The 18,985-nt window shown below is 65.1% G+C and carries 14 protein-coding genes and 1 tRNA gene; 14 read left to right on the forward strand and 1 reads right to left on the reverse strand.

Annotated elements, in window-relative coordinates; genetic code table 11:
* Positions 1-133 precede the first annotated feature (133 nt).
* The 10 genes from H261_RS19480 (at position 134) to H261_RS23570 (ending at position 14,026) form a co-directional block, all read left to right on the forward strand.
* Positions 134-209: transfer RNA gene (locus H261_RS19480), tRNA-Trp, on the forward strand.
* A gap of 18 nt (positions 210-227) precedes the next feature.
* A complete protein-coding gene (secE, locus tag H261_RS19485; RefSeq protein WP_008620986.1) occupies positions 228-425 on the forward strand; it encodes a preprotein translocase subunit SecE in 198 nt (65 codons plus the stop codon).
* A 7-nt stretch (positions 426-432) separates the two neighbouring features.
* Positions 433-966: a transcription termination/antitermination protein NusG gene (nusG, locus tag H261_RS19490; protein ID WP_008620987.1), complete on the forward strand. Its 534-nt coding sequence runs from the start codon at positions 433-435 to the stop codon at positions 964-966.
* 151 nt (positions 967-1,117) lie between these two features.
* Positions 1,118-1,549 carry a 50S ribosomal protein L11 gene (rplK, locus tag H261_RS19495; RefSeq protein WP_008620988.1) on the forward strand — a complete coding sequence of 144 codons (432 nt, stop codon included), beginning with the start codon at positions 1,118-1,120 and terminating at the stop codon, positions 1,547-1,549.
* Positions 1,550-1,553: 4 nt separating this feature from the next.
* Entirely contained in the window at positions 1,554-2,246 is a 693-nt protein-coding gene (gene rplA / locus H261_RS19500) for a 50S ribosomal protein L1 (RefSeq protein WP_008620989.1), read from the forward strand.
* Between the two features lie 319 nt (positions 2,247-2,565).
* Positions 2,566-3,081, forward strand: a complete 516-nt coding sequence (rplJ, locus tag H261_RS19505; protein WP_008620990.1) for a 50S ribosomal protein L10 — start codon at positions 2,566-2,568, stop codon at positions 3,079-3,081.
* Positions 3,082-3,131: 50 nt separating this feature from the next.
* A complete protein-coding gene (gene rplL / locus H261_RS19510) occupies positions 3,132-3,506 on the forward strand; it encodes a 50S ribosomal protein L7/L12 (protein WP_008620991.1) in 375 nt (124 codons plus the stop codon).
* A 196-nt stretch (positions 3,507-3,702) separates the two neighbouring features.
* Positions 3,703-7,878 carry a DNA-directed RNA polymerase subunit beta gene (gene rpoB / locus H261_RS19515; protein ID WP_008620992.1) on the forward strand — a complete coding sequence of 1,392 codons (4,176 nt, stop codon included), beginning with the start codon at positions 3,703-3,705 and terminating at the stop codon, positions 7,876-7,878.
* A gap of 75 nt (positions 7,879-7,953) precedes the next feature.
* Positions 7,954-12,444, forward strand: a complete 4,491-nt coding sequence (locus H261_RS19520) for a DNA-directed RNA polymerase subunit beta' (protein WP_040476916.1) — start codon at positions 7,954-7,956, stop codon at positions 12,442-12,444.
* Between the two features lie 169 nt (positions 12,445-12,613).
* A complete protein-coding gene (locus H261_RS23570; RefSeq protein ID WP_152426987.1) occupies positions 12,614-14,026 on the forward strand; it encodes a tetratricopeptide repeat-containing serine protease family protein in 1,413 nt (470 codons plus the stop codon).
* A 12-nt stretch (positions 14,027-14,038) separates the two neighbouring features.
* Here H261_RS23570 and H261_RS19530 read toward each other — a convergent pair whose 3' ends face one another.
* Entirely contained in the window at positions 14,039-15,010 is a 972-nt protein-coding gene (locus tag H261_RS19530) for a transglycosylase SLT domain-containing protein (protein WP_008620995.1), read from the reverse strand.
* A gap of 319 nt (positions 15,011-15,329) precedes the next feature.
* Here H261_RS19530 and rpsL point away from each other — a divergent pair, with 319 nt between their 5' ends.
* The 4 genes from rpsL to H261_RS19550 form a co-directional block, all read left to right on the forward strand.
* The gene (gene rpsL, locus H261_RS19535) at positions 15,330-15,701 is read left to right on the forward strand and encodes a 30S ribosomal protein S12 (protein ID WP_008620996.1); all 372 of its coding nucleotides are present in this window, start codon (positions 15,330-15,332) and stop codon (positions 15,699-15,701) included.
* 12 nt (positions 15,702-15,713) lie between these two features.
* Positions 15,714-16,184, forward strand: a complete 471-nt coding sequence (gene rpsG / locus H261_RS19540; protein WP_008620997.1) for a 30S ribosomal protein S7 — start codon at positions 15,714-15,716, stop codon at positions 16,182-16,184.
* 18 nt (positions 16,185-16,202) lie between these two features.
* Positions 16,203-18,287 carry an elongation factor G gene (fusA, locus tag H261_RS19545; protein ID WP_008620999.1) on the forward strand — a complete coding sequence of 695 codons (2,085 nt, stop codon included), beginning with the start codon at positions 16,203-16,205 and terminating at the stop codon, positions 18,285-18,287.
* Between the two features lie 32 nt (positions 18,288-18,319).
* A partial coding sequence (locus H261_RS19550) for a GTP-binding protein (RefSeq protein ID WP_008617892.1) occupies positions 18,320-18,985 on the forward strand: 666 nt, incomplete at its 3' end.

The following is an 18,985-nucleotide window of genomic DNA, read 5'->3' on the forward strand; positions in this document are numbered from 1 at the left end:
AAATCCCTCGATCCGGCCTTGGCCGCACCGTTTCGGCGGTGTTGCCAAGGCCGTCGAGTGTCTGTATAAGGCGTGGCTCCGGTCACGCCGGGTCTGATCCCGGTCCCTGCCAGCAGGGGGCGGTAAAGGCTGCAGGAGTGTAGCTCAACTGGTAGAGCACCGGTCTCCAAAACCGGGGGTTGGGGGTTCGAGCCCCTCCACTCCTGCCAACTTTCGACTGTAGAGATATGGCAAAAACGTCACCGGCCCTTTTCTTCAAGCAGGTCCGCCAGGAAGTCTCCAAGGTGACTTGGCCTACCCGGCGCGAGACCACCGTCTCCACCGGCATGGTGTTCATCATGGTGGTGATCGCGGCCATCTTCTTTCTGGTCATCGACCAGATTTTCGCCGCGAGCGTAAAGCTCCTGTTCGGTCTGGGAGGCTGACGACGAGATGACCACCGCCCGCTGGTACGTGATTCACGTCTATTCCGGCTTCGAGAAGAAGGTCGCCCAGTCCATCCGCGAGCAGGCGGAGCAGAAGGGCGTGGCCGAGGCTTTCGAGCAGGTTCTGGTCCCGACCGAGGAGGTCGTCGAGGTCCGCCGCGGCACCAAGGTGAACGCCGAGCGCAAGTTCTTCCCGGGCTATGTCCTGGTCAAGATGAACCTCACCGACGACACCTGGCACCTGGTCAAGAATACGCCGAAGGTGACCGGCTTCCTGGGCGGCAAGGGCCGTCCGGTGCCGATCACCGAACGGGAAGCCGAACGCATCATCAAGCAGGTGCAGGAAGGCGTCGAGCGCCCCAAGCCCTCCATCACCTTCGAGGTGGGAGAGCAGGTGCGGGTCTCGGACGGCCCCTTCACCTCGTTCAACGGCCTGGTCGAGGAAGTCGACGAGGAGAAGGCCCGCCTCAAGGTGGCGGTGTCGATCTTCGGGCGCTCCACCCCGGTCGAACTGGAATACTCTCAGGTCGAGAAGATCTGAGGAATGTGACCGGAAGCCGCCCCGCCGGAATGGCGCGGGCGGCACCGGTGCTTTTTGTTTTCCGCATCCCGGATGTCCGGGAGCGGTTTGGAGGGCGGGAGGCGCGCCAACGCCGCACCGCCAACTCTGGTGACAGAGAGAGGATTGTGAAATGGCAAAGAAGATCGTGGGCTACGTTAAGCTCCAAGTCCCGGCCGGCAAGGCGAATCCCTCGCCGCCGATCGGCCCCGCGCTGGGTCAGCGCGGCCTGAACATCATGGAATTCTGCAAGTCCTTCAACGCTCAGACCCAGGGTCTCGAGCCGGGCATGCCGATTCCGGTGGTGATCACCGCCTATTCCGACCGCACGTTCACCTTCGTGACCAAGACCCCACCGGTCAGCTACTTCCTGAAGAAGGCCGCCGCGGTGAGCAAGGGGTCGACCACTCCCGGCAAGGGCGGCACCGTCGGTGAGGTGTCCATGGCTCAGATCCGTGAGATCGCCGAGAAGAAGATGGCCGACCTCAACGCCAATGACGTCGAGGCCGCCTCCACGATGATCGTCGGTTCCGCCCGTTCCATGGGCCTCAAGGTGGTGGAGTAAGCACATGGCTCGCGAAGGAAAGCGCCTGAAGTCGGCCTATGCCGATATCGACCGCGACAAGTTCTACAGCCTCGCCGATGCGGTGAAGGCCATCAAGACCCGCGCCGTCGCCAAGTTCGACGAGACCATCGAGATCGCGCTGAACCTGGGCGTCGACCCCCGTCACGCCGACCAGATGGTCCGCGGCGTGGTCGAACTGCCCCACGGCACCGGCAAGACCGTGCGCGTGGCGGTGTTCGCCAAGGGCGACAAGGCGGAGGAGGCCAAGAAGGCCGGCGCCGACATCGTGGGCGCCGACGATCTGTTCGAGATCGTCAACGGCGGCACCATGGATTTCGACCGCTGCATCGCCACTCCCGACATGATGGGCCTGGTGGGCCGCCTCGGCAAGGTGCTGGGCCCGCGCGGCCTGATGCCCAACCCGAAGCTGGGCACCGTGACCACCAACGTGACCGAGGCCGTCCGCGCCGCCAAGGCCGGTCAGGTCCAGTTCCGCGTCGAGAAGGCCGGTATCGTTCACGCCGGCATCGGCAAGGCCTCGTTCTCGGAAGAGAAGCTGGCCGAGAACGTGCGTGCGTTCGTCGATGCCATCACCAAGGCGAAGCCCCAGGGCGCCAAGGGCACCTACCTCAAGAAGGTGTCCATCAGCTCGACCATGGGCCCGGGCGTCAAGCTCGACGTCGCCACCCTGGCCTAAGGCCGGGGGGATAAGGAGTTTCCCGTCCCCCGCAAAGGGGAGGGGAGAAGACGGAAGTTCCGGGCGACCGGGACTTCCATCCTGTCCGAGACCGTAGGTGTCCCCGGCAACGGGGGCTTGAAGGGATTTCCCGCCTGCGCAGACAGAGGTCAAAGAACGCTTCCGGTTCCCCTCAGGGGGGATCGGCACGGCTTGAAGCTTCTGGGACAGGCCACCGGCTTTGCCGGGTGGTTCGCCACCCGACAGGGCCATGGGCAATGGACCGGAACCAGCCGCCAATGATGGCGGGGACGTTTCGGCTCTATGTTTGGAGACGAAAGTGGACCGGACACAGAAGACAGAGTGGGTCGGCTCGCTGCAGGGAACGCTCGGAGACGTCGGGCTGGTGGTCGTCACCCATTATTCGGGTTTGACGGTTGCCGAGATGACGGATCTGCGCGGGAAGATGCGTGCGGCCGGTGCCAACTTCAAAGTGACCAAGAATCGTCTCACCAAGCTCGCCCTTGTGGGAACCGAGTTCGAGTCCATCGCCGACCTGTTCGTCGGGCCGACCGCCATCGCCGTTTCGCGCGATCCGGTCGCCGCCGCCAAGGTCGTCGCCGACTACGCCAAGGCCAACGACAAGCTCAAGATCCTCGGTGGATCGCTGGGTTCGCTGCGCCTCGACGTGAACGGCGTCAAGGCGCTCGCCACCCTGCCGTCCCTGGACGAGCTCAGGGCCAAGCTCCTCGGCATGCTCTCGACCCCGGCCACCCGTATCGCCGGCGTTCTTCAGGCTCCGGCGGGCCAGCTGGCCCGCGTCCTGAAGGCCAAGGCGGACAAGGACGCCGCGTGAGATTTTTGACCCAATCCCAAGCTTCAAGCTTTTACTAGGAGTTTTACAAAATGGCTGATCTTGCCAAGCTGGTTGACGACCTGTCCGCTCTGACCGTCCTCGAGGCCGCCGAGCTGTCGAAGATGCTGGAAGAGAAGTGGGGCGTTTCCGCCGCCGCTCCGGTGGCCGTCGCCGCCGTGGCCGCCGGTGCCGCTGCCCCGGCTGCCGAAGAGCAGACCGAGTTCGACGTGATCCTCACCGAAGCCGGTGAGAAGAAGATCAACGTCATCAAGGAAGTCCGCGCCATCACCGGCCTGGGCCTGAAGGAAGCCAAGGATCTGGTCGAGGCCGCTCCGAAGTCCGTCAAGGACGGCGTCAGCAAGGACGAAGCCGAGAAGATCAAGAAGGTTCTGGAAGAGGCCGGCGCCAAGGTGCAGGTCAAGTAAGAACGCCTTCTGGTGTTTTCCAGGGGCCGGGATGCGGGTTCGCCGTATCCCGGCCTTCTGGCGCTTTACCGATCACCCCTTGCGGGTGGTCAAAACCCACCCATTTAGGGTGGGGCCCCGCAGGGGGCATCCCGGGCGGTCCCCGGGCAGGACGAGTTTGTTGGGCTGATACCCACGAAGAGGACGAGGAGCGGCAATGGCTAAATCCTATACGGGTCGCAAGCGTGTGCGCAAAAGCTTCGGGCGGATTCCCACCGTTGCGCCGATGCCGAATCTGATCGAGGTGCAGAAGAGCTCCTACGATCATTTCCTCCAGATGGACACGGCTCCCGAGCAGCGCGGCAATGTCGGCCTGCAGGAAGTCTTCAAGTCCGTCTTCCCGATCAAGGACTTCTCCGAGCGCGGAACGCTTGAGTTCGTGCGCTACGAGCTGGAGCAGCCCAAATACGACGTCGAGGAATGCCAGCAGCGCGGCATGACCTTCGCCGCCCCCCTCAAGGTGACGCTCCGCCTGGTGGTGTGGGACATCGACGAGGATACCGGCTCGCGCTCCATCCGCGACATCAAGGAGCAGGACGTCTACATGGGCGACATGCCCCTGATGACCTCCAACGGCACCTTCGTCATCAACGGTACCGAGCGCGTCATCGTCTCGCAGATGCACCGTTCGCCGGGCGTGTTCTTCGACCACGACAAGGGCAAGACCCATTCGTCGGGCAAGTACCTGTTCGCTGCCCGGGTCATTCCCTATCGCGGCTCCTGGCTGGACTTCGAGTTCGACGCCAAGGACCTGGTCTATGTGCGCATCGACCGCCGCCGCAAGCTGCCCGTCACCACGCTGCTCTACGCGCTGGACGGCATGAACACCGCCGCGCTCCGCGCCAGCCGCGCCGCCGAGGGCCGCGGCCTGGAGCAGAGCGAGATCAAGGGCATGACCTCGGAAGAGATCCTGTCCTACTTCTACGGCAAGGTGACCTATACCCGCGGCCCCAAGGGCTGGAAGACCCCGTTCGACGCCGAGCGCCTGAAGGGCGTCAAGCTGGTCAGCGACCTGATCGACGCCAAGACCGGCGAGAAGGTGGCCGACGCCGGCACCAAGATGACGCCGCGCCTGGGCAAGAAGCTCAAGGAAGCCGGCCTGACCGACATCCAGGTCTTCACTGAGGACATGGTCGGCCAGTACGTGGCCGAGGACATCATCAACGAGACCACCGGCGAAATCTTCACCGAGGCCGGTGACGAGCTGACCGCCAATCTGGTGGCCGAGCTGGAGAAGGCGGGCATCAGCGAACTGCCGGTGCTGGCCATCGACCATATCAATGTCGGCCCGTACATGCGCAACACCCTGGCCATCGACAAGAACTCTTCCCGCGAAGAGGCCCTGATCGACATCTACCGCGTGATGCGCCCCGGCGAGCCGCCGACGCTGGAGACCGCCGAGGCCCTGTTCACCGGCCTGTTCTTCGATTCCGAGCGCTACGACCTGTCGGCCGTGGGCCGCGTCAAGATGAACTCGCGCCTCAACACCCCCGAGGTCGCCGACACCGTGCGCGTGCTCAGGAAGGAAGACATCCTGGGCGTCATCAAGGTTCTGGTCGAGCTCAAGGACGGCAAGGGCGAGATCGACGACATCGATCACCTGGGCAACCGCCGCGTCCGCTCGGTGGGCGAGCTGATGGAGAACCAGTACCGCGTCGGTCTGCTGCGCATGGAGCGCGCCATCCGCGAGCGCATGTCCAGCGTGGACATCGATTCGGTGATGCCGCACGACCTGATCAACGCCAAGCCGGCAGCGGCGGCCGTGCGCGAGTTCTTCGGTTCGTCGCAGCTGTCGCAGTTCATGGATCAGACCAACCCGCTGTCGGAAATCACCCACAAGCGTCGTCTCTCGGCCCTCGGGCCGGGCGGTCTGACCCGCGAGCGCGCCGGCTTCGAGGTGCGCGACGTGCACCCGACCCATTACGGCCGCATCTGCCCGATCGAGACGCCGGAAGGCCCGAACATCGGCCTGATCAACTCGCTCGCCACCTACGCCCGCGTCAACCAGTACGGCTTCATCGAGGCGCCGTACCGCAAGGTGTTCGACGGCAAGGTGACCAGCGAAGTGGTCTATCTCTCGGCCATGGAAGAGGGGCGCTACACCGTGGCGCAGGCTAATTCCGGCCTGGACGCCGAGGGCCGCTTCACCGAGGATCTGGTGTCGTGCCGCCGGGCCGGCGACTTCGTCATGGTGCCGGCCAACGAGATCAACATGATCGACGTGTCGCCGAAGCAGCTGGTTTCGGTCGCCGCCGCGCTGATCCCGTTCCTGGAGAACGACGACGCCAATCGCGCCCTGATGGGTTCGAACATGCAGCGTCAGGCGGTTCCGCTGATCCGCGCCGAGGCCCCCCTGGTGGGCACCGGCATGGAGCAGGCGGTGGCCCGTGACTCCGGCGCCGCCATCACCGCCAAGCGTACCGGCGTGGTCGATCAGGTGGACGCCACCCGCGTGGTGATCCGCGCCACCGAGGAGACCCAGGCCTCGGCGTCCGGCGTCGACATCTACAACCTGCTGAAGTTCCAGCGTTCCAACCAGAACACCTGCATCACCCAGCGTCCGCTGGTCAAGGTGGGCGATCTGATCCAGAAGGGCGACATCATCGCCGACGGCCCCTCGACCCAGCTGGGCGAGCTGGCGCTCGGCCGCAACGTGCTGGTCGCGTTCATGCCCTGGAACGGCTACAACTTCGAGGATTCCATCCTCATCTCCGAGCGCATCGTCCGCGACGACGTGTTCACCTCGATCCACATCGAGGAATTCGAGGTCATGGCCCGCGACACCAAGCTGGGCCAGGAGGAAATCACCCGCGACATTCCCAACGTGGGTGAAGAGGCCCTGAAGAACCTGGACGAGGCCGGCATCGTCTATATCGGTGCCGAGGTCAAGCCGGGCGACATCCTGGTCGGCAAGGTGACGCCCAAGGGCGAAAGCCCGATGACTCCGGAAGAGAAGCTGCTGCGCGCCATCTTCGGCGAAAAGGCCTCGGACGTGCGCGACACGTCGCTGCGCCTGCCGCCGGGCGTGTCGGGCACCATCGTCGAAGTCCGCGTCTTCTCGCGCCGCGGCGTCGAGAAGGACGAGCGCGCCCTGGCCATCGAGCGGGCCGAGATCGAGCGTCTGGCCAAGGACCGCGACGACGAGCGTCACATCCTGGAGCGGTCGTTCTTCGCCCGCCTCAAGGCTCTGATCATCGGCAAGAAGGTCGTCTCGGGCCCCAAGGGCATCAAGGCCGGCACCGTTCTGGCCGATTCCAACATGGACGAGCTGCATCCCAGCACCTGGCGCAACATCGCCATCGACGACGATGCGGTGATGGCTGATTCCGAGGCGCTGAAGCGTGCGTTCGACCAGCAGGTCGACAAGCTGCAGGAGCGTTTCGAGAACAAGGTCGAGAAGCTGCAGCGCGGCGACGAGCTGCCGCCCGGCGTGATGAAGATGGTCAAGGTGTTCGTGGCGGTGAAGCGCAAGCTGCAGCCGGGCGACAAGATGGCCGGCCGTCACGGCAACAAGGGCGTCATCTCGCGCATCGTGCCGCTGGAAGACATGCCGTACCTGGAAGACGGCCAGCAGGTGGACATCGTGCTGAATCCGCTGGGCGTGCCGTCGCGCATGAACGTCGGTCAGATTCTCGAGACCCATCTGGGCTGGGCCTGCGCCGGCCTGGGCCAGCAGATCGGCGGCATGCTCGACAAGTACAAGCGCAACGCCGCGACCATGATCGAGCTGAAGGCCAAGTTGAAAGACGTCTACGGCGACGCCATCTACGAGGACGAGATCGCCAGCCTCGGCGACAGCGAGATCACCGAGCTGGCGCACAACCTGACTCCGGGCGTGCCGATCGCCACCCCGGTGTTCGATGGTGCGCGCGAAAGCGACATCGTCGAGATGCTGACCAAGGCGGGCCGGTCCTCGTCCGGCCAGGTGACCCTGGTCGACGGCCGCACCGGCGAGCCGTTCGACCGCAAGGTGACGGTGGGCTACATCTACATGCTGAAGCTGCACCACCTGGTGGACGACAAGATCCACGCCCGCTCCATCGGCCCGTACTCGCTGGTCACCCAGCAGCCGCTGGGCGGCAAGGCGCAGTTCGGTGGTCAGCGCTTCGGTGAAATGGAAGTGTGGGCGCTGGAAGCCTACGGCGCCGCCTACACTTTGCAGGAAATGCTGACGGTCAAGTCGGACGACGTTTCCGGCCGCACCAAGGTCTACGAGGCCATCGTGCGCGGCGACGACACCTTCGAGGCCGGTATCCCCGAGTCGTTCAACGTGCTGGTCAAGGAGCTCCGCTCCCTCGGCCTGAACGTCGAACTGACCCAGCGGAACTACTAAAGCAGCATTACGGACCCGGCGCGGGGGAAGGTCCTCTTCCCCCGCAGCCCTCAAAGGTCACACGGGAGTTTGTCGATGAACGAACTTATGAAGATCTTCGGCCAGGTGAGCGGCACCCAGTCGTTCGACCAGATCCGCATCTCCATCGCCTCGCCGGAGCGTATCCGCTCCTGGTCGTACGGTGAGATCAAGAAGCCGGAGACCATCAACTACCGCACCTTCAAGCCGGAGCGCGACGGCCTGTTCTGCGCCCGCATCTTCGGGCCGATCAAGGACTACGAGTGCCTGTGCGGCAAGTACAAGCGCATGAAGTATCGCGGCATCATCTGCGAGAAGTGCGGCGTGGAAGTCACCCTGGCCAAGGTCCGGCGCGAGCGCATGGGCCATATCGAGCTGGCCTCGCCCGTCGCCCACATCTGGTTCCTGAAGTCGCTGCCGTCGCGCATCGGCCTGCTGTGCGACATGACGCTCAAGGATCTCGAGCGCATCCTGTATTTCGAGAATTACGTGGTGGTCGAACCCGGCCTCACTCCGCTGAAGCTGCGCGAACTGCTGACGGAAGAGCAGTACATGCGCGCCGTGGACGAGTTCGGCGAGGACGCCTTCACCGCCAAGATCGGCGCCGAGGCTATCCGCGACATGCTGACGGTCATCGACCTGGAATCCGAGAAGGCCCAGTTGAAGGTCGATCTCAAGGAGACCACCTCGGAGGCCAAGCGCAAGAAGCTGGTCAAGCGCATGAAGCTGGTCGAGGCCTTCCTCGAATCCGGCTCGCGCCCCGAATGGATGATCCTGGAAGTGATCCCGGTGATTCCGCCGGAGCTGCGTCCCCTGGTCCCTCTGGACGGCGGCCGGTTCGCCACCTCGGATCTGAACGACCTCTACCGCCGCGTCATCAACCGCAACAACCGTCTGAAGCGGCTGATCGAGCTGCGCGCTCCCGAGATCATCGTGCGCAACGAGAAGCGCATGCTGCAGGAAGCCGTCGACGCCCTGTTCGACAACGGCCGCCGCGGCCGCGCCATCACCGGCGCCAACAAGCGTCCGCTGAAGTCGCTGTCCGACATGCTGAAGGGCAAGCAGGGCCGCTTCCGTCAGAACCTGCTGGGCAAGCGCGTCGACTATTCCGGCCGTTCGGTCATCGTGGTCGGTCCCGAGCTGAAGCTGCACCAGTGCGGCCTGCCCAAGAAGATGGCGTTGGAGCTGTTCAAGCCCTTCGTCTATTCGAAGCTCGAGCTCTACGGCATGGCCACCACCATCAAGGCCGCCAAGCGCATGGTGGAGAAGGAGCGTCCCGAGGTGTGGGACATCCTGGAAGAGGTTATCCGCGAGCATCCCGTGATGCTGAACCGCGCGCCGACGCTCCACCGCCTGGGCATCCAGGCGTTCGAGCCCGTGTTGATCGAGGGCAAGGCCATCCAGCTGCACCCGCTGGTCTGCACCGCCTTCAACGCCGATTTCGACGGCGACCAGATGGCCGTGCACGTCCCGCTGAGCCTCGAGGCCCAGTTGGAAGCCCGCGTGCTGATGATGTCGACCAACAACATCCTGTCGCCGGCCAACGGCAAGCCGATCATCGTGCCGTCGCAGGACATCGTGCTGGGCATCTACTACATCACCATGGAACGGGACGAAATGCCCGGCCAGGTGCTGAAGATCCGCTCCATGGACGAGCTGAAGGGCGCCATCGCCAATAACTCGATCCTGTTCTACTGCCCGACCGATCCCAACACCAAGATCGACACCAAGGATCTGGACGCCCTGCTGGACCGTCTGGCCAGCCGCAACGTCACCGCCCACCGCCGCGTCAACGTGCCCAACAAGGACGCGCTGGAGGCCGGCCTGAAGGGCGGTCACCTGCGCCTGTTCAACGTGGAGAAGCCCGGCGTCCCGCTGACCTTCGCCGACGTGGGCGATGCCGAGAAGGCCATCAAGGACGGCAAGGCCATCCTGTTCAAGGTGCCGGTCTTCGTGAACATGGCCGAGATCGAGGAAGCGCTGACCGAAAAGACGGTCACGCTCCACACCAAGATCCGCGCCCGCTTCGACACCGTGGATTCCGAAGGCACTCCGGTGACCCAGATCGTGGACACCACGCCGGGCCGCATGATGCTGTCGGTGATCCTGCCCAAGAACAAGAACGTGCCGTTCTCCCTGATCAACCGTCTGTTGACCAAGAAGGAAATCCAGAACGTCATCGACGTGGTCTACCGCCATTGCGGTCAGAAAGAGACGGTGATCTTCGCTGACCGCGTCATGGGCCTGGGCTATTCCAACGCCTTCAAGGCCGGCATCTCCTTCGGCAAGGACGATCTGGTCATTCCGCCGGAAAAGGAAACCCTGGTCGGCGAGACCGAGGAAAAGGCCAAGGAATACGAGCAGCAGTACCAGGACGGCCTGATCACCCAGGGCGAAAAGTACAACAAGGTGGTGGACGCCTGGTCCAAGTGCACCGACGACGTCGCCGACGCCATGATGAAGCAGATCTCCAGCCTGATCCCGGGCAAGCAGATCAACTCCATCTACATGATGGCCCATTCCGGCGCCCGCGGTTCCGCCGCCCAGATGAAGCAGCTGGCCGGCATGCGCGGCCTGATGGCCAAGCCCTCGGGCGAGATCATCGAGACGCCGATCATCTCGAACTTCAAGGAAGGCCTCACCGTGCTGGAGTACTTCAACTCCACCCACGGCGCCCGCAAGGGTCTGGCCGACACCGCGCTCAAGACCGCCAACTCGGGTTATCTGACCCGCCGTCTGGTGGACGTGGCCCAGGACGCCATCATCTGCGAAGAGGATTGCGGCACCACCAACGGCCTGACCGTGTCGCCGGTGATCGAAGGCGGCGAGGTCATCTCGTCCCTGGCCGAGCGTATCCTCGGCCGTTCGGCGGCCCGCGACATCGTCAATCCGCTGACCGGCGAGGTCATCGTCAAGGCCGCGCAGATGATCCAGGAAACCGAGGTCGAACTGATCGACGCCGCCGGCATCGAGACCGTGGTGATCCGTTCGGTGCTGACCTGCGACTCGGAAGAGGGCGTGTGCGGCTCCTGCTACGGCCGCGATCTGGCGCGGGGCACCCGCGTCAACGTCGGCGAGGCCGTGGGCGTCATCGCCGCCCAGTCTATCGGCGAGCCCGGCACCCAGCTGACCATGCGGACCTTCCACATCGGCGGCGCGGCCCAGCGCGGTGCCGAGCAGTCGTCCATCGAGGCGACCTTCGACGGCACCGTGCAGGTGATCAACCGCAACGTGGTGGTCAACTCGTCGGGCGCCCATATCGTCATGAGCCGCAATTGCGAAGTGGCTCTGCTCGACATCAACAACCGCGAACGCGCCCGTCACCGCGTCCCCTACGGCGCCAAGCTGCTGGTGGACGAGGCCCAGAAGGTCGCCAAGGGCACCAAGCTGGCCGAGTGGGACCCCTACACCCTGCCGATCATCACCGAGCGGGCCGGCGTGGCGCATTACGTCGACCTGACCGAGGGCCTGTCCATGCGAGAAGTGGTCGACGAGGCCACCGGCATCGCCAGCAAGGTGGTGGTCGACTGGAAGCAGCAGCCCCGCGGCGCCGATCTCCGTCCCCGCGTCACGCTCCGTGACGAGAAGGGCGAGGAACTGCTGCTGGCCAACGGCCTGGAAGCCCGCTACTTCATGTCGGTGGATGCCATCCTGTCGGTGGAGAACAACACCAAGGTCAACGCCGGCGACGTTCTGGCACGCATTCCGCGCGAATCGTCCAAGACCCGCGACATCACCGGCGGTCTGCCGCGTGTGGCGGAACTGTTCGAAGCCCGCAAGCCCAAGGACCACGCCATCATCTCCGATTGCGACGGCCGCGTGGAATTCGGTAAGGACTACAAGTCCAAGCGCCGTATCCTGGTGGTCCCGGAGAACGGCGATCCCATCGAGTACCTGATCCCCAAGGGCAAGCACATCTCGGTGCAGGAAGGCGATTACGTCCGCCGCGGCGATCCGCTGATGGACGGCAATCCCGTGCCGCACGACATCCTGAAGGTCCTGGGCGTCGAAGCCCTGGCCCAGTATCTCATCAACGAGATTCAGGAGGTCTACCGGCTGCAGGGCGTGAAGATCAACGACAAGCACATCGAGGTGATCGTCCGCCAGATGCTGCAGAAGGTCGAGATCACCGACCCCGGCGACACCACCCTTCTGGTGGGCGAGCAGGTCGACCGCGTCGAGTTCGACATCGAGAACGCCAAGGCGATCAAGGAAGCCGGCCGTCCCGCTTCGGGCACCCCGGTTCTCCAGGGCATCACCAAGGCGTCGTTGCAGACCCACTCCTTCATCTCGGCGGCCTCCTTCCAGGAGACCACCCGCGTGCTCACCGAAGCCGCCGTTTCCGGCAAGGTGGACAGCCTGCAGGGCCTGAAGGAAAACGTCATCGTCGGCCGTCTGATCCCCGCCGGCACCGGCGCGGTGATGAACCGCCTGCGCGCCATTGCCGCCCAGCGCGACAAGGACATGCAGGTGGAAGGCGAGGGCGAGGTGCCGGCCATCCCGCCGGCCGCCGAGGGCTCCGCTCCCGAGGCGCCGCCCGCCGAATAGTCGATCCCGACCGGATGAAAAGCTCCATCCCCGCCTTCTGCAAAGGAGGCGGGGATGACTTTTTTTTACGACCCGAAATAGGGTGAAGACCTTAAGCCATCGAGGCGCTATCATCTCTTTACAAAATCCCGGGGCGCCACATCCCGGGTAGAGCGTCAAGGGAGAAGCCATGAGCTCGCGGTGGGTCTGGACGATGGCGATTCTCGTCGCCATGGGTGGGGTATTGCCTGCCCGTGCCGCCTGTACGGCGCGCCCGTCCTCCACCGCCGAACTGGCCCAATGCTCCACCGCCGCCGCCGGGGGTGATTCCATCGCCGCCCGTCTGCTGGGCGACGTGCTGGGCGATCCCACTCAACGCCATTACGATCCGACCACCGCGCTGTCCTGGTGGGAGCAGGCCGCCGCCGGCGGCGACGGTCAGGCCTTGCGCCGGCTGTTCGATGCCCATTGGTACGGGCGCGGCACGCCCAAGGATCCGGCCAGGGCGCGGGCCTATCTGGCCAAGGCGGTGGCGGCCGGCGCCTCCTGGGCCCGGCTGGTCCGCGCCGTCCTGGCCGAGGGCGACGAGCCGGCCTTGGCCGCCGACCTTTACAACGGCCTGGCTACGGAGGGCAATTGCTTGGCCCAACTGCGCCTCGCCCATGGTCATGATCGCGGCGGCTGGGTGGAGAAGAACCGCTCCCAGGGGCTCTACTGGGCCATCGTCGCCGGATTGGCCGGACGCTCGGTGCCTCGGCCCGATGATCATCCGTTGTTCGAAAACCGCTTCCATTATCGCGATTGCACCACGGAGGCCTACTTCCTGCGCGGGGAACTGGCCCGCAACGTGGCCGCCGACCTGCGCGTCCAGGTAGAGGAATCCGCCGCCGCCTGGAAGCCGGGGCGCATTCCCGAACGCCAGGGGCCGGTGGAGGTCCCGGCGGCGCCGGGGGTGGCGCCGGCCGGCCTGGGGTCGGGGGCCGCCGCCCGGCTGCCCGACTGGCGCCCGCTTCCCGCCTCGCTGCAGCGTCCGCCCGGCCGCTCCCGCCTGGGGGCGGAAGACGTGTTCGCCACGGTGGGGCGCTCGGTCTACGTGGTGGTGGCGGCGCGCACCGAGGCCGACCTGAAGGCGAACAAGGGGCGGTTCGGTTCGGCGGTGGCCATGGACGAGCGGACCCTGGTGACCAACTGCCACGTCATCGACGAGATGGCGGTGATCCTGCTGCGCCAGGGCGGTCAGACCCTGCGGGCCACGCCTTCGGGCGGCGATCCGGCCACCGATCGTTGCCTGATGACCGTGTCGCCGGGCCGCCTGTCGGCGGTGCCGGGCATCCGGTCGTGGGGCGACCTGCGGGTGGGTGAAACGGTCTATTCCATCGGCGCGCCCAAGGGGTTGGAAGCCACCCTGGGCCAGGGGCTGATCTCGGGATTGCGCCAGATCAAGACCCTGCGCTACGTCCAGACCACAGCCCCCATCTCGCCGGGTTCGTCGGGCGGCGGGCTGTTCGATGGCGCCGGCAACCTGGTGGGCATCACCACCTTCCACATTCGCGACGCCGACGGCCTCAACTTCGCCATCGCGGCGGAGGATTTCTTCCGGTAGCAGGAGGGCTCGCTAGACGTCCTCGCCCGCCTTGATGGCCTCAACGATCTCGCGCAGGCTGACGGTCTGCGGCCGGGTGCCGGTGGGGGCGGGGGGGATGGCTGCGGGGAAGAACGGGCTTTCTGGCTGCAGGGCGCTGGCGAAATCGGATGGCGATACGCTGCGCGTCGCCGCCTGGGTCGCCGGGGCCTTGACCGCCGGCGCCACCGCCTGCACCACCTGGGTCAGGGCGGCCTCGGTGGGGGTGGAGGCGGGCGGCGGGGTCTCGGGACGCGCCACGGGGCGCAGGGCCGCCAGCTGGGGATTGCCGGTGTCGACGGCGGGTTCGTGGGCGGCGGCGGCGTCGTCGCCCAGGGCGTTCTTGAAGCGGGCCTGGACGCTCTTGTAGAGGCCGGCCACGGTGCGGGCCTTGCCGAACACTTCCGGGTTGGCCCGTGCCGCGTCGGGCAGCAGGCGATGGGCGGAATGCCGGGGATTGTCCTCCATGCCCTCGATCACCCGGGCGGCGCCGGCGGCACCCAGGAAGTGGGCGAGGTAGAGGTCGGAGGCGGTGGCCTCGCGGCCCAGACGCTTTTCCAGCATCTTGGCGTTGTCCTTGGCGAACTCGGCGGCCATCAGCGACGACAGCCTGGGGTCCTTGCGCAGGTCGAGGATGGCCTTTCGCGTGGCCCGGTCGGGCACGTCGAGGCGGCCGTCGGCGCCCTTGGCGATGGCCTCGGCCGCGTCTTCCAGCCCGTGCTTGGCCCCATGGCGCTTGACCATGTCCAGCCAGGTGCCGGCGGTGAACTGGAACAGTCCCGAGGCCGAGGACTTGGTGTTGCGGGCGTGGGGGTCGAGGCCGCTTTCCTGGGTGGCCTGGGCCAGGAGATAGCCGAACGACACCCCGGTGCTGTCGGCGGCCTCGCGGATGCCCGACACCACCCGTCCCGGACGGGCGGCTTCGGTCTGCTGTGAACCTGTGATCTCGGCGGTTGGGGTCTGCATGGCGAACCTCGGAATCCAAACCACCCTCACCATACCATGGAAAGGTTACCAAGAATCGACTCGCCGCGATTGAATCGCACTCCAAAATACCCCGACTCTTTCGCTTGACGGGGGGCGGGCGGATAAATAGGATGCGCGCTTCTCGGGGGACCGGTATCCGTCCGCCTGGACGGTTTTCGTTGTCCCGAGGCTTGCGAAACACTGATGACAACGCCGAACGGGTCGGCGACTGAACCTTAAAGAAAACCCCGGCGGGGAACCGCCGGCGGGTTTTTTTCTGGTTTTCGTCAAGGGACCTGTGTGAAGGGAAAGTGACTGAATGCCCACGATCAATCAATTGATCCGTAAGCCGCGCCAGCCCGTGGCGGCGCGCAACAAGGTCCCCGCCATGGAGGCCTGCCCGCAGAAGCGCGGCGTTTGCACTCGCGTGTACACGACCACTCCGAAGAAGCCGAACTCGGCGCTTCGTAAGGTCGCCCGCGTGCGCCTGACCAACGGTTTCGAGGTTACCTCGTACATCCCGGGCGAAGGTCACAACCTTCAGGAACACTCGGTGGTGATGATCCGCGGCGGTCGTGTGAAGGACTTGCCGGGTGTCCGCTACCACATCATTCGCGGCACGCTGGATACCCAGGGCGTCAAGGATCGCCGTCAGCGTCGTTCGAAGTACGGCGCGAAGCGTCCGAAGTAAGGAGTTCATCAGATGTCTCGTCGTCACGCCGCTGAAAAGCGCGAAATCACCCCCGACGCCAAGTTTCACGACTATGTCGTCGCCAAGTTCATGAACTGCCTGATGCTGGACGGCAAGAAGTCCGCCGCCGAGGCCATCGTCTATGGCGCCCTGGACAAGATCCAGGCCAAGACCGGCCAGGACCCGCTGAAGGTGTTCCACGAGGCTCTCGACAACGTGAAGCCCGCCCTGGAAGTGCGCTCCCGCCGCGTCGGCGGCGCCACCTACCAGGTGCCGGTCGAAGTGCGTACCGATCGCCGTCAGGCCCTGGCCATCCGCTGGCTGATCGACTACTCGCGCAAGCGTTCCGAGACCACCATGATCGACCGCCTGTCCGGTGAGCTTCTGGACGCCGCCAACAACCGTGGCGCCGCCGTCAAGAAGCGCGAAGACACCCACCGTATGGCGGAGGCCAACAAGGCCTTCTCCCATTACCGCTGGTAACCGGAGAGCGAGACCATCATGGCCCGTACAACGCCCCTCGAGCGGTACCGCAATATCGGCATCATGGCCCACATCGATGCCGGCAAGACCACTACCACCGAACGCATCCTCTACTACACCGGCAAGTCCTATAAGATCGGCGAAGTGCACGAAGGCACCGCCACCATGGACTGGATGGAGCAGGAGCAGGAGCGCGGCATCACCATCACCTCCGCCGCGACCACCGCGTTCTGGCGCGACCACCGCGTCAACATCATCGACACCCCCGGCCACGTGGACTTCACCATCGAGGTGGAGCGTTCGCTCCGCGTGCTCGACGGCGCGGTGACCGTGTTCGACTCGGTGGCGGGCGTCGAGCCCCAGTCCGAGACGGTGTGGCGCCAGGCCGACAAGTACGGCGTGCCGCGCATCTGTTTCGTCAATAAGATGGACCGCATCGGCGCCAACTTCTATCGTTGCGTCGATATGATCATCGACCGTCTGGGCGCCCGCCCGCTGGTCATGCACCTGCCCATCGGCGAGGAAGGCGGCTATATCGGCCTGGTGGATCTGCTGCGCAACGTCGCGGTGATCTGGAAGGACGAGAGCCTGGGCGCCGAGTTCGAGGACCAGCCGATTCCCGCCGATCTGGTCGAGAAGGCCGCCGCCTATCGCGCCCAGCTGATCGAGACCGCCGTCGAGATGGACGACGCGGCCATGGAACAGTACCTGGGTGGCGAAGAGCCGTCCTTCGAGGTGCTGCAGGCCTGTATCCGCAAGGGTACCATCGCCCGGGTCTTCGTGCCCGTGCTGTGTGGCTCGGCGTTCAAGAACAAGGGCGTGCAGCCCCTGCTCGACGCCGTCATCGACTATCTGCCGGCCCCGGTCGACATTCCCGCCATCAAGGGCGTGAAGTACGGCACCGACGAAGAGATCGCCAAGCACGCCACCGACGACGAGCCGTTCGCCGGTCTGGCGTTCAAGATCATGAACGATCCCTTCGTGGGTTCGCTGACCTTCGTGCGCGTCTATTCGGGCGTGGTCGAGTCGGGCAGCTATATCCAGAACACCGTGAAGGAAAAGCGCGAGCGCGTCGGCCGCATGCTGCTGATGCACGCCAACTCGCGTGAGGAAATCAAGGAAGCCCGCGCCGGCGACATCGTCGCCTTCGCCGGTCTGAAGGACACCACCACCGGTGACACCCTGTGCGACCCGACTCCCAGCTCGCTGGTGGTGCTCGAGCGCATGGAGTTCCCCGAGCCGGTGATCGAGGTGGCCGTGGAGCCCAAGTCCAAGGCCGACCAGGAGAAGATGGGCGTCGCCCTGGCTCGTCTGGCCGCCGAGGACCCGTCGTTCCGCGTGACCTCCGATGCCGAGTCCGGCCAGACCGTGATCAAGGGCATGGGCGAACTGCATCTGGAAATCCTCGTGGACCGCATGAAGCGCGAGTTCAAGGTGGAAGCCAATGTGGGCGCCCCCCAGGTGGCCTACCGCGAGACCATCTCGAAGGTCTACGAGGTCGACTACACCCACAAGAAGCAGACCGGCGGTTCGGGCCAGTTCGCCCGTGTCAAGATCAAGTTCGAGCCGGCCGAAAAGGGCGCGGGCTACGTCTTCGAGAACAAGGTCATCGGCGGTTCGGTTCCCAAGGAATACGTCCCCGGCGTCGACAAGGGCATCCGCTCGGCCATGGATAACGGCGTCATCGCCGGCTTCCCGCTGATCGACTTCAAGGCCACCCTGGTGGACGGCGCCTACCACGACGTCGACTCGTCGGTTCTCGCCTTCGAAATCGCGTCGCGCGCCGCCTTCCGTGAAGGCATCGCCAAGGCCGGCCCGAAGCTGCTCGAGCCGATGATGAAGGTCGAGGTCGTCACCCCCGAGGACTATCTGGGCGACGTGATCGGCGACCTGAACAGCCGCCGCGGCCAGGTCAACGACATGGACCAGCGCGGCAACGCCCGCGTGATCACCGCCATGGTGCCGCTGGCCAACATGTTCGGCTACGTGAACACCCTGCGCTCCATGTCCCAGGGCCGGGCGCAGTACAGCATGACCTTTGATCACTATTCGGAAGTGCCCCAGAACGTGTCGGACGAGATCCGCGCGAAGCTGGCCGGCTAATCTGACATCTATCGAGGACGGAGTAAGAAACGATGGCTAAGGCTAAATTCGAGCGCAACAAGCCTCACTGCAATATCGGGACCATCGGTCACGTCGACCATGGCAAGACCTCGCTGACCGCGGCGATCACCAAGATCCTGGCCGAGACCGGCGGCGCCACCTTCACCGCCTACGACCAGATCGACAAGGCGCCGGAAGAGAAGGCCCGCGGCATCACCATCTCGACCGCCCACGTCGAGTACGAGACCGTCAACCGCCACTACGCCCATGTGGATTGCCCCGGCCACGCCGATTATGTGAAGAACATGATCACCGGCGCGGCGCAGATGGACGGCGCCATCCTGGTGGTGTCGGCGGCCGACGGCCCCATGCCCCAGACCCGCGAGCACATCCTGCTGGCCCGTCAGGTCGGCGTGCCGGCGCTGGTGGTGTTCATGAACAAGTGCGACATGGTCGACGATCCCGAGCTGCTGGATCTGGTCGAGCTGGAAGTGCGCGAGCTGCTGAGCTCGTACGATTTCCCCGGCGACGACATTCCGATCGTGCGCGGCTCGGCGCTCTGCGCCCTGGAAGACAAGCAGCCGGAGATCGGCCGCGAGGCGATCCTGAAGCTGATGGCCGAGGTCGACGCCTACATCCCGCAGCCGGAGCGTCCCAAGGACAAGCCGTTCCTGATGCCGATCGAGGACGTGTTCTCC

This window comes from Paramagnetospirillum caucaseum, from assembly GCF_000342045.1.
Classification (GTDB): Bacteria; Pseudomonadota; Alphaproteobacteria; order Rhodospirillales; family Magnetospirillaceae; genus Phaeospirillum; species Phaeospirillum caucaseum.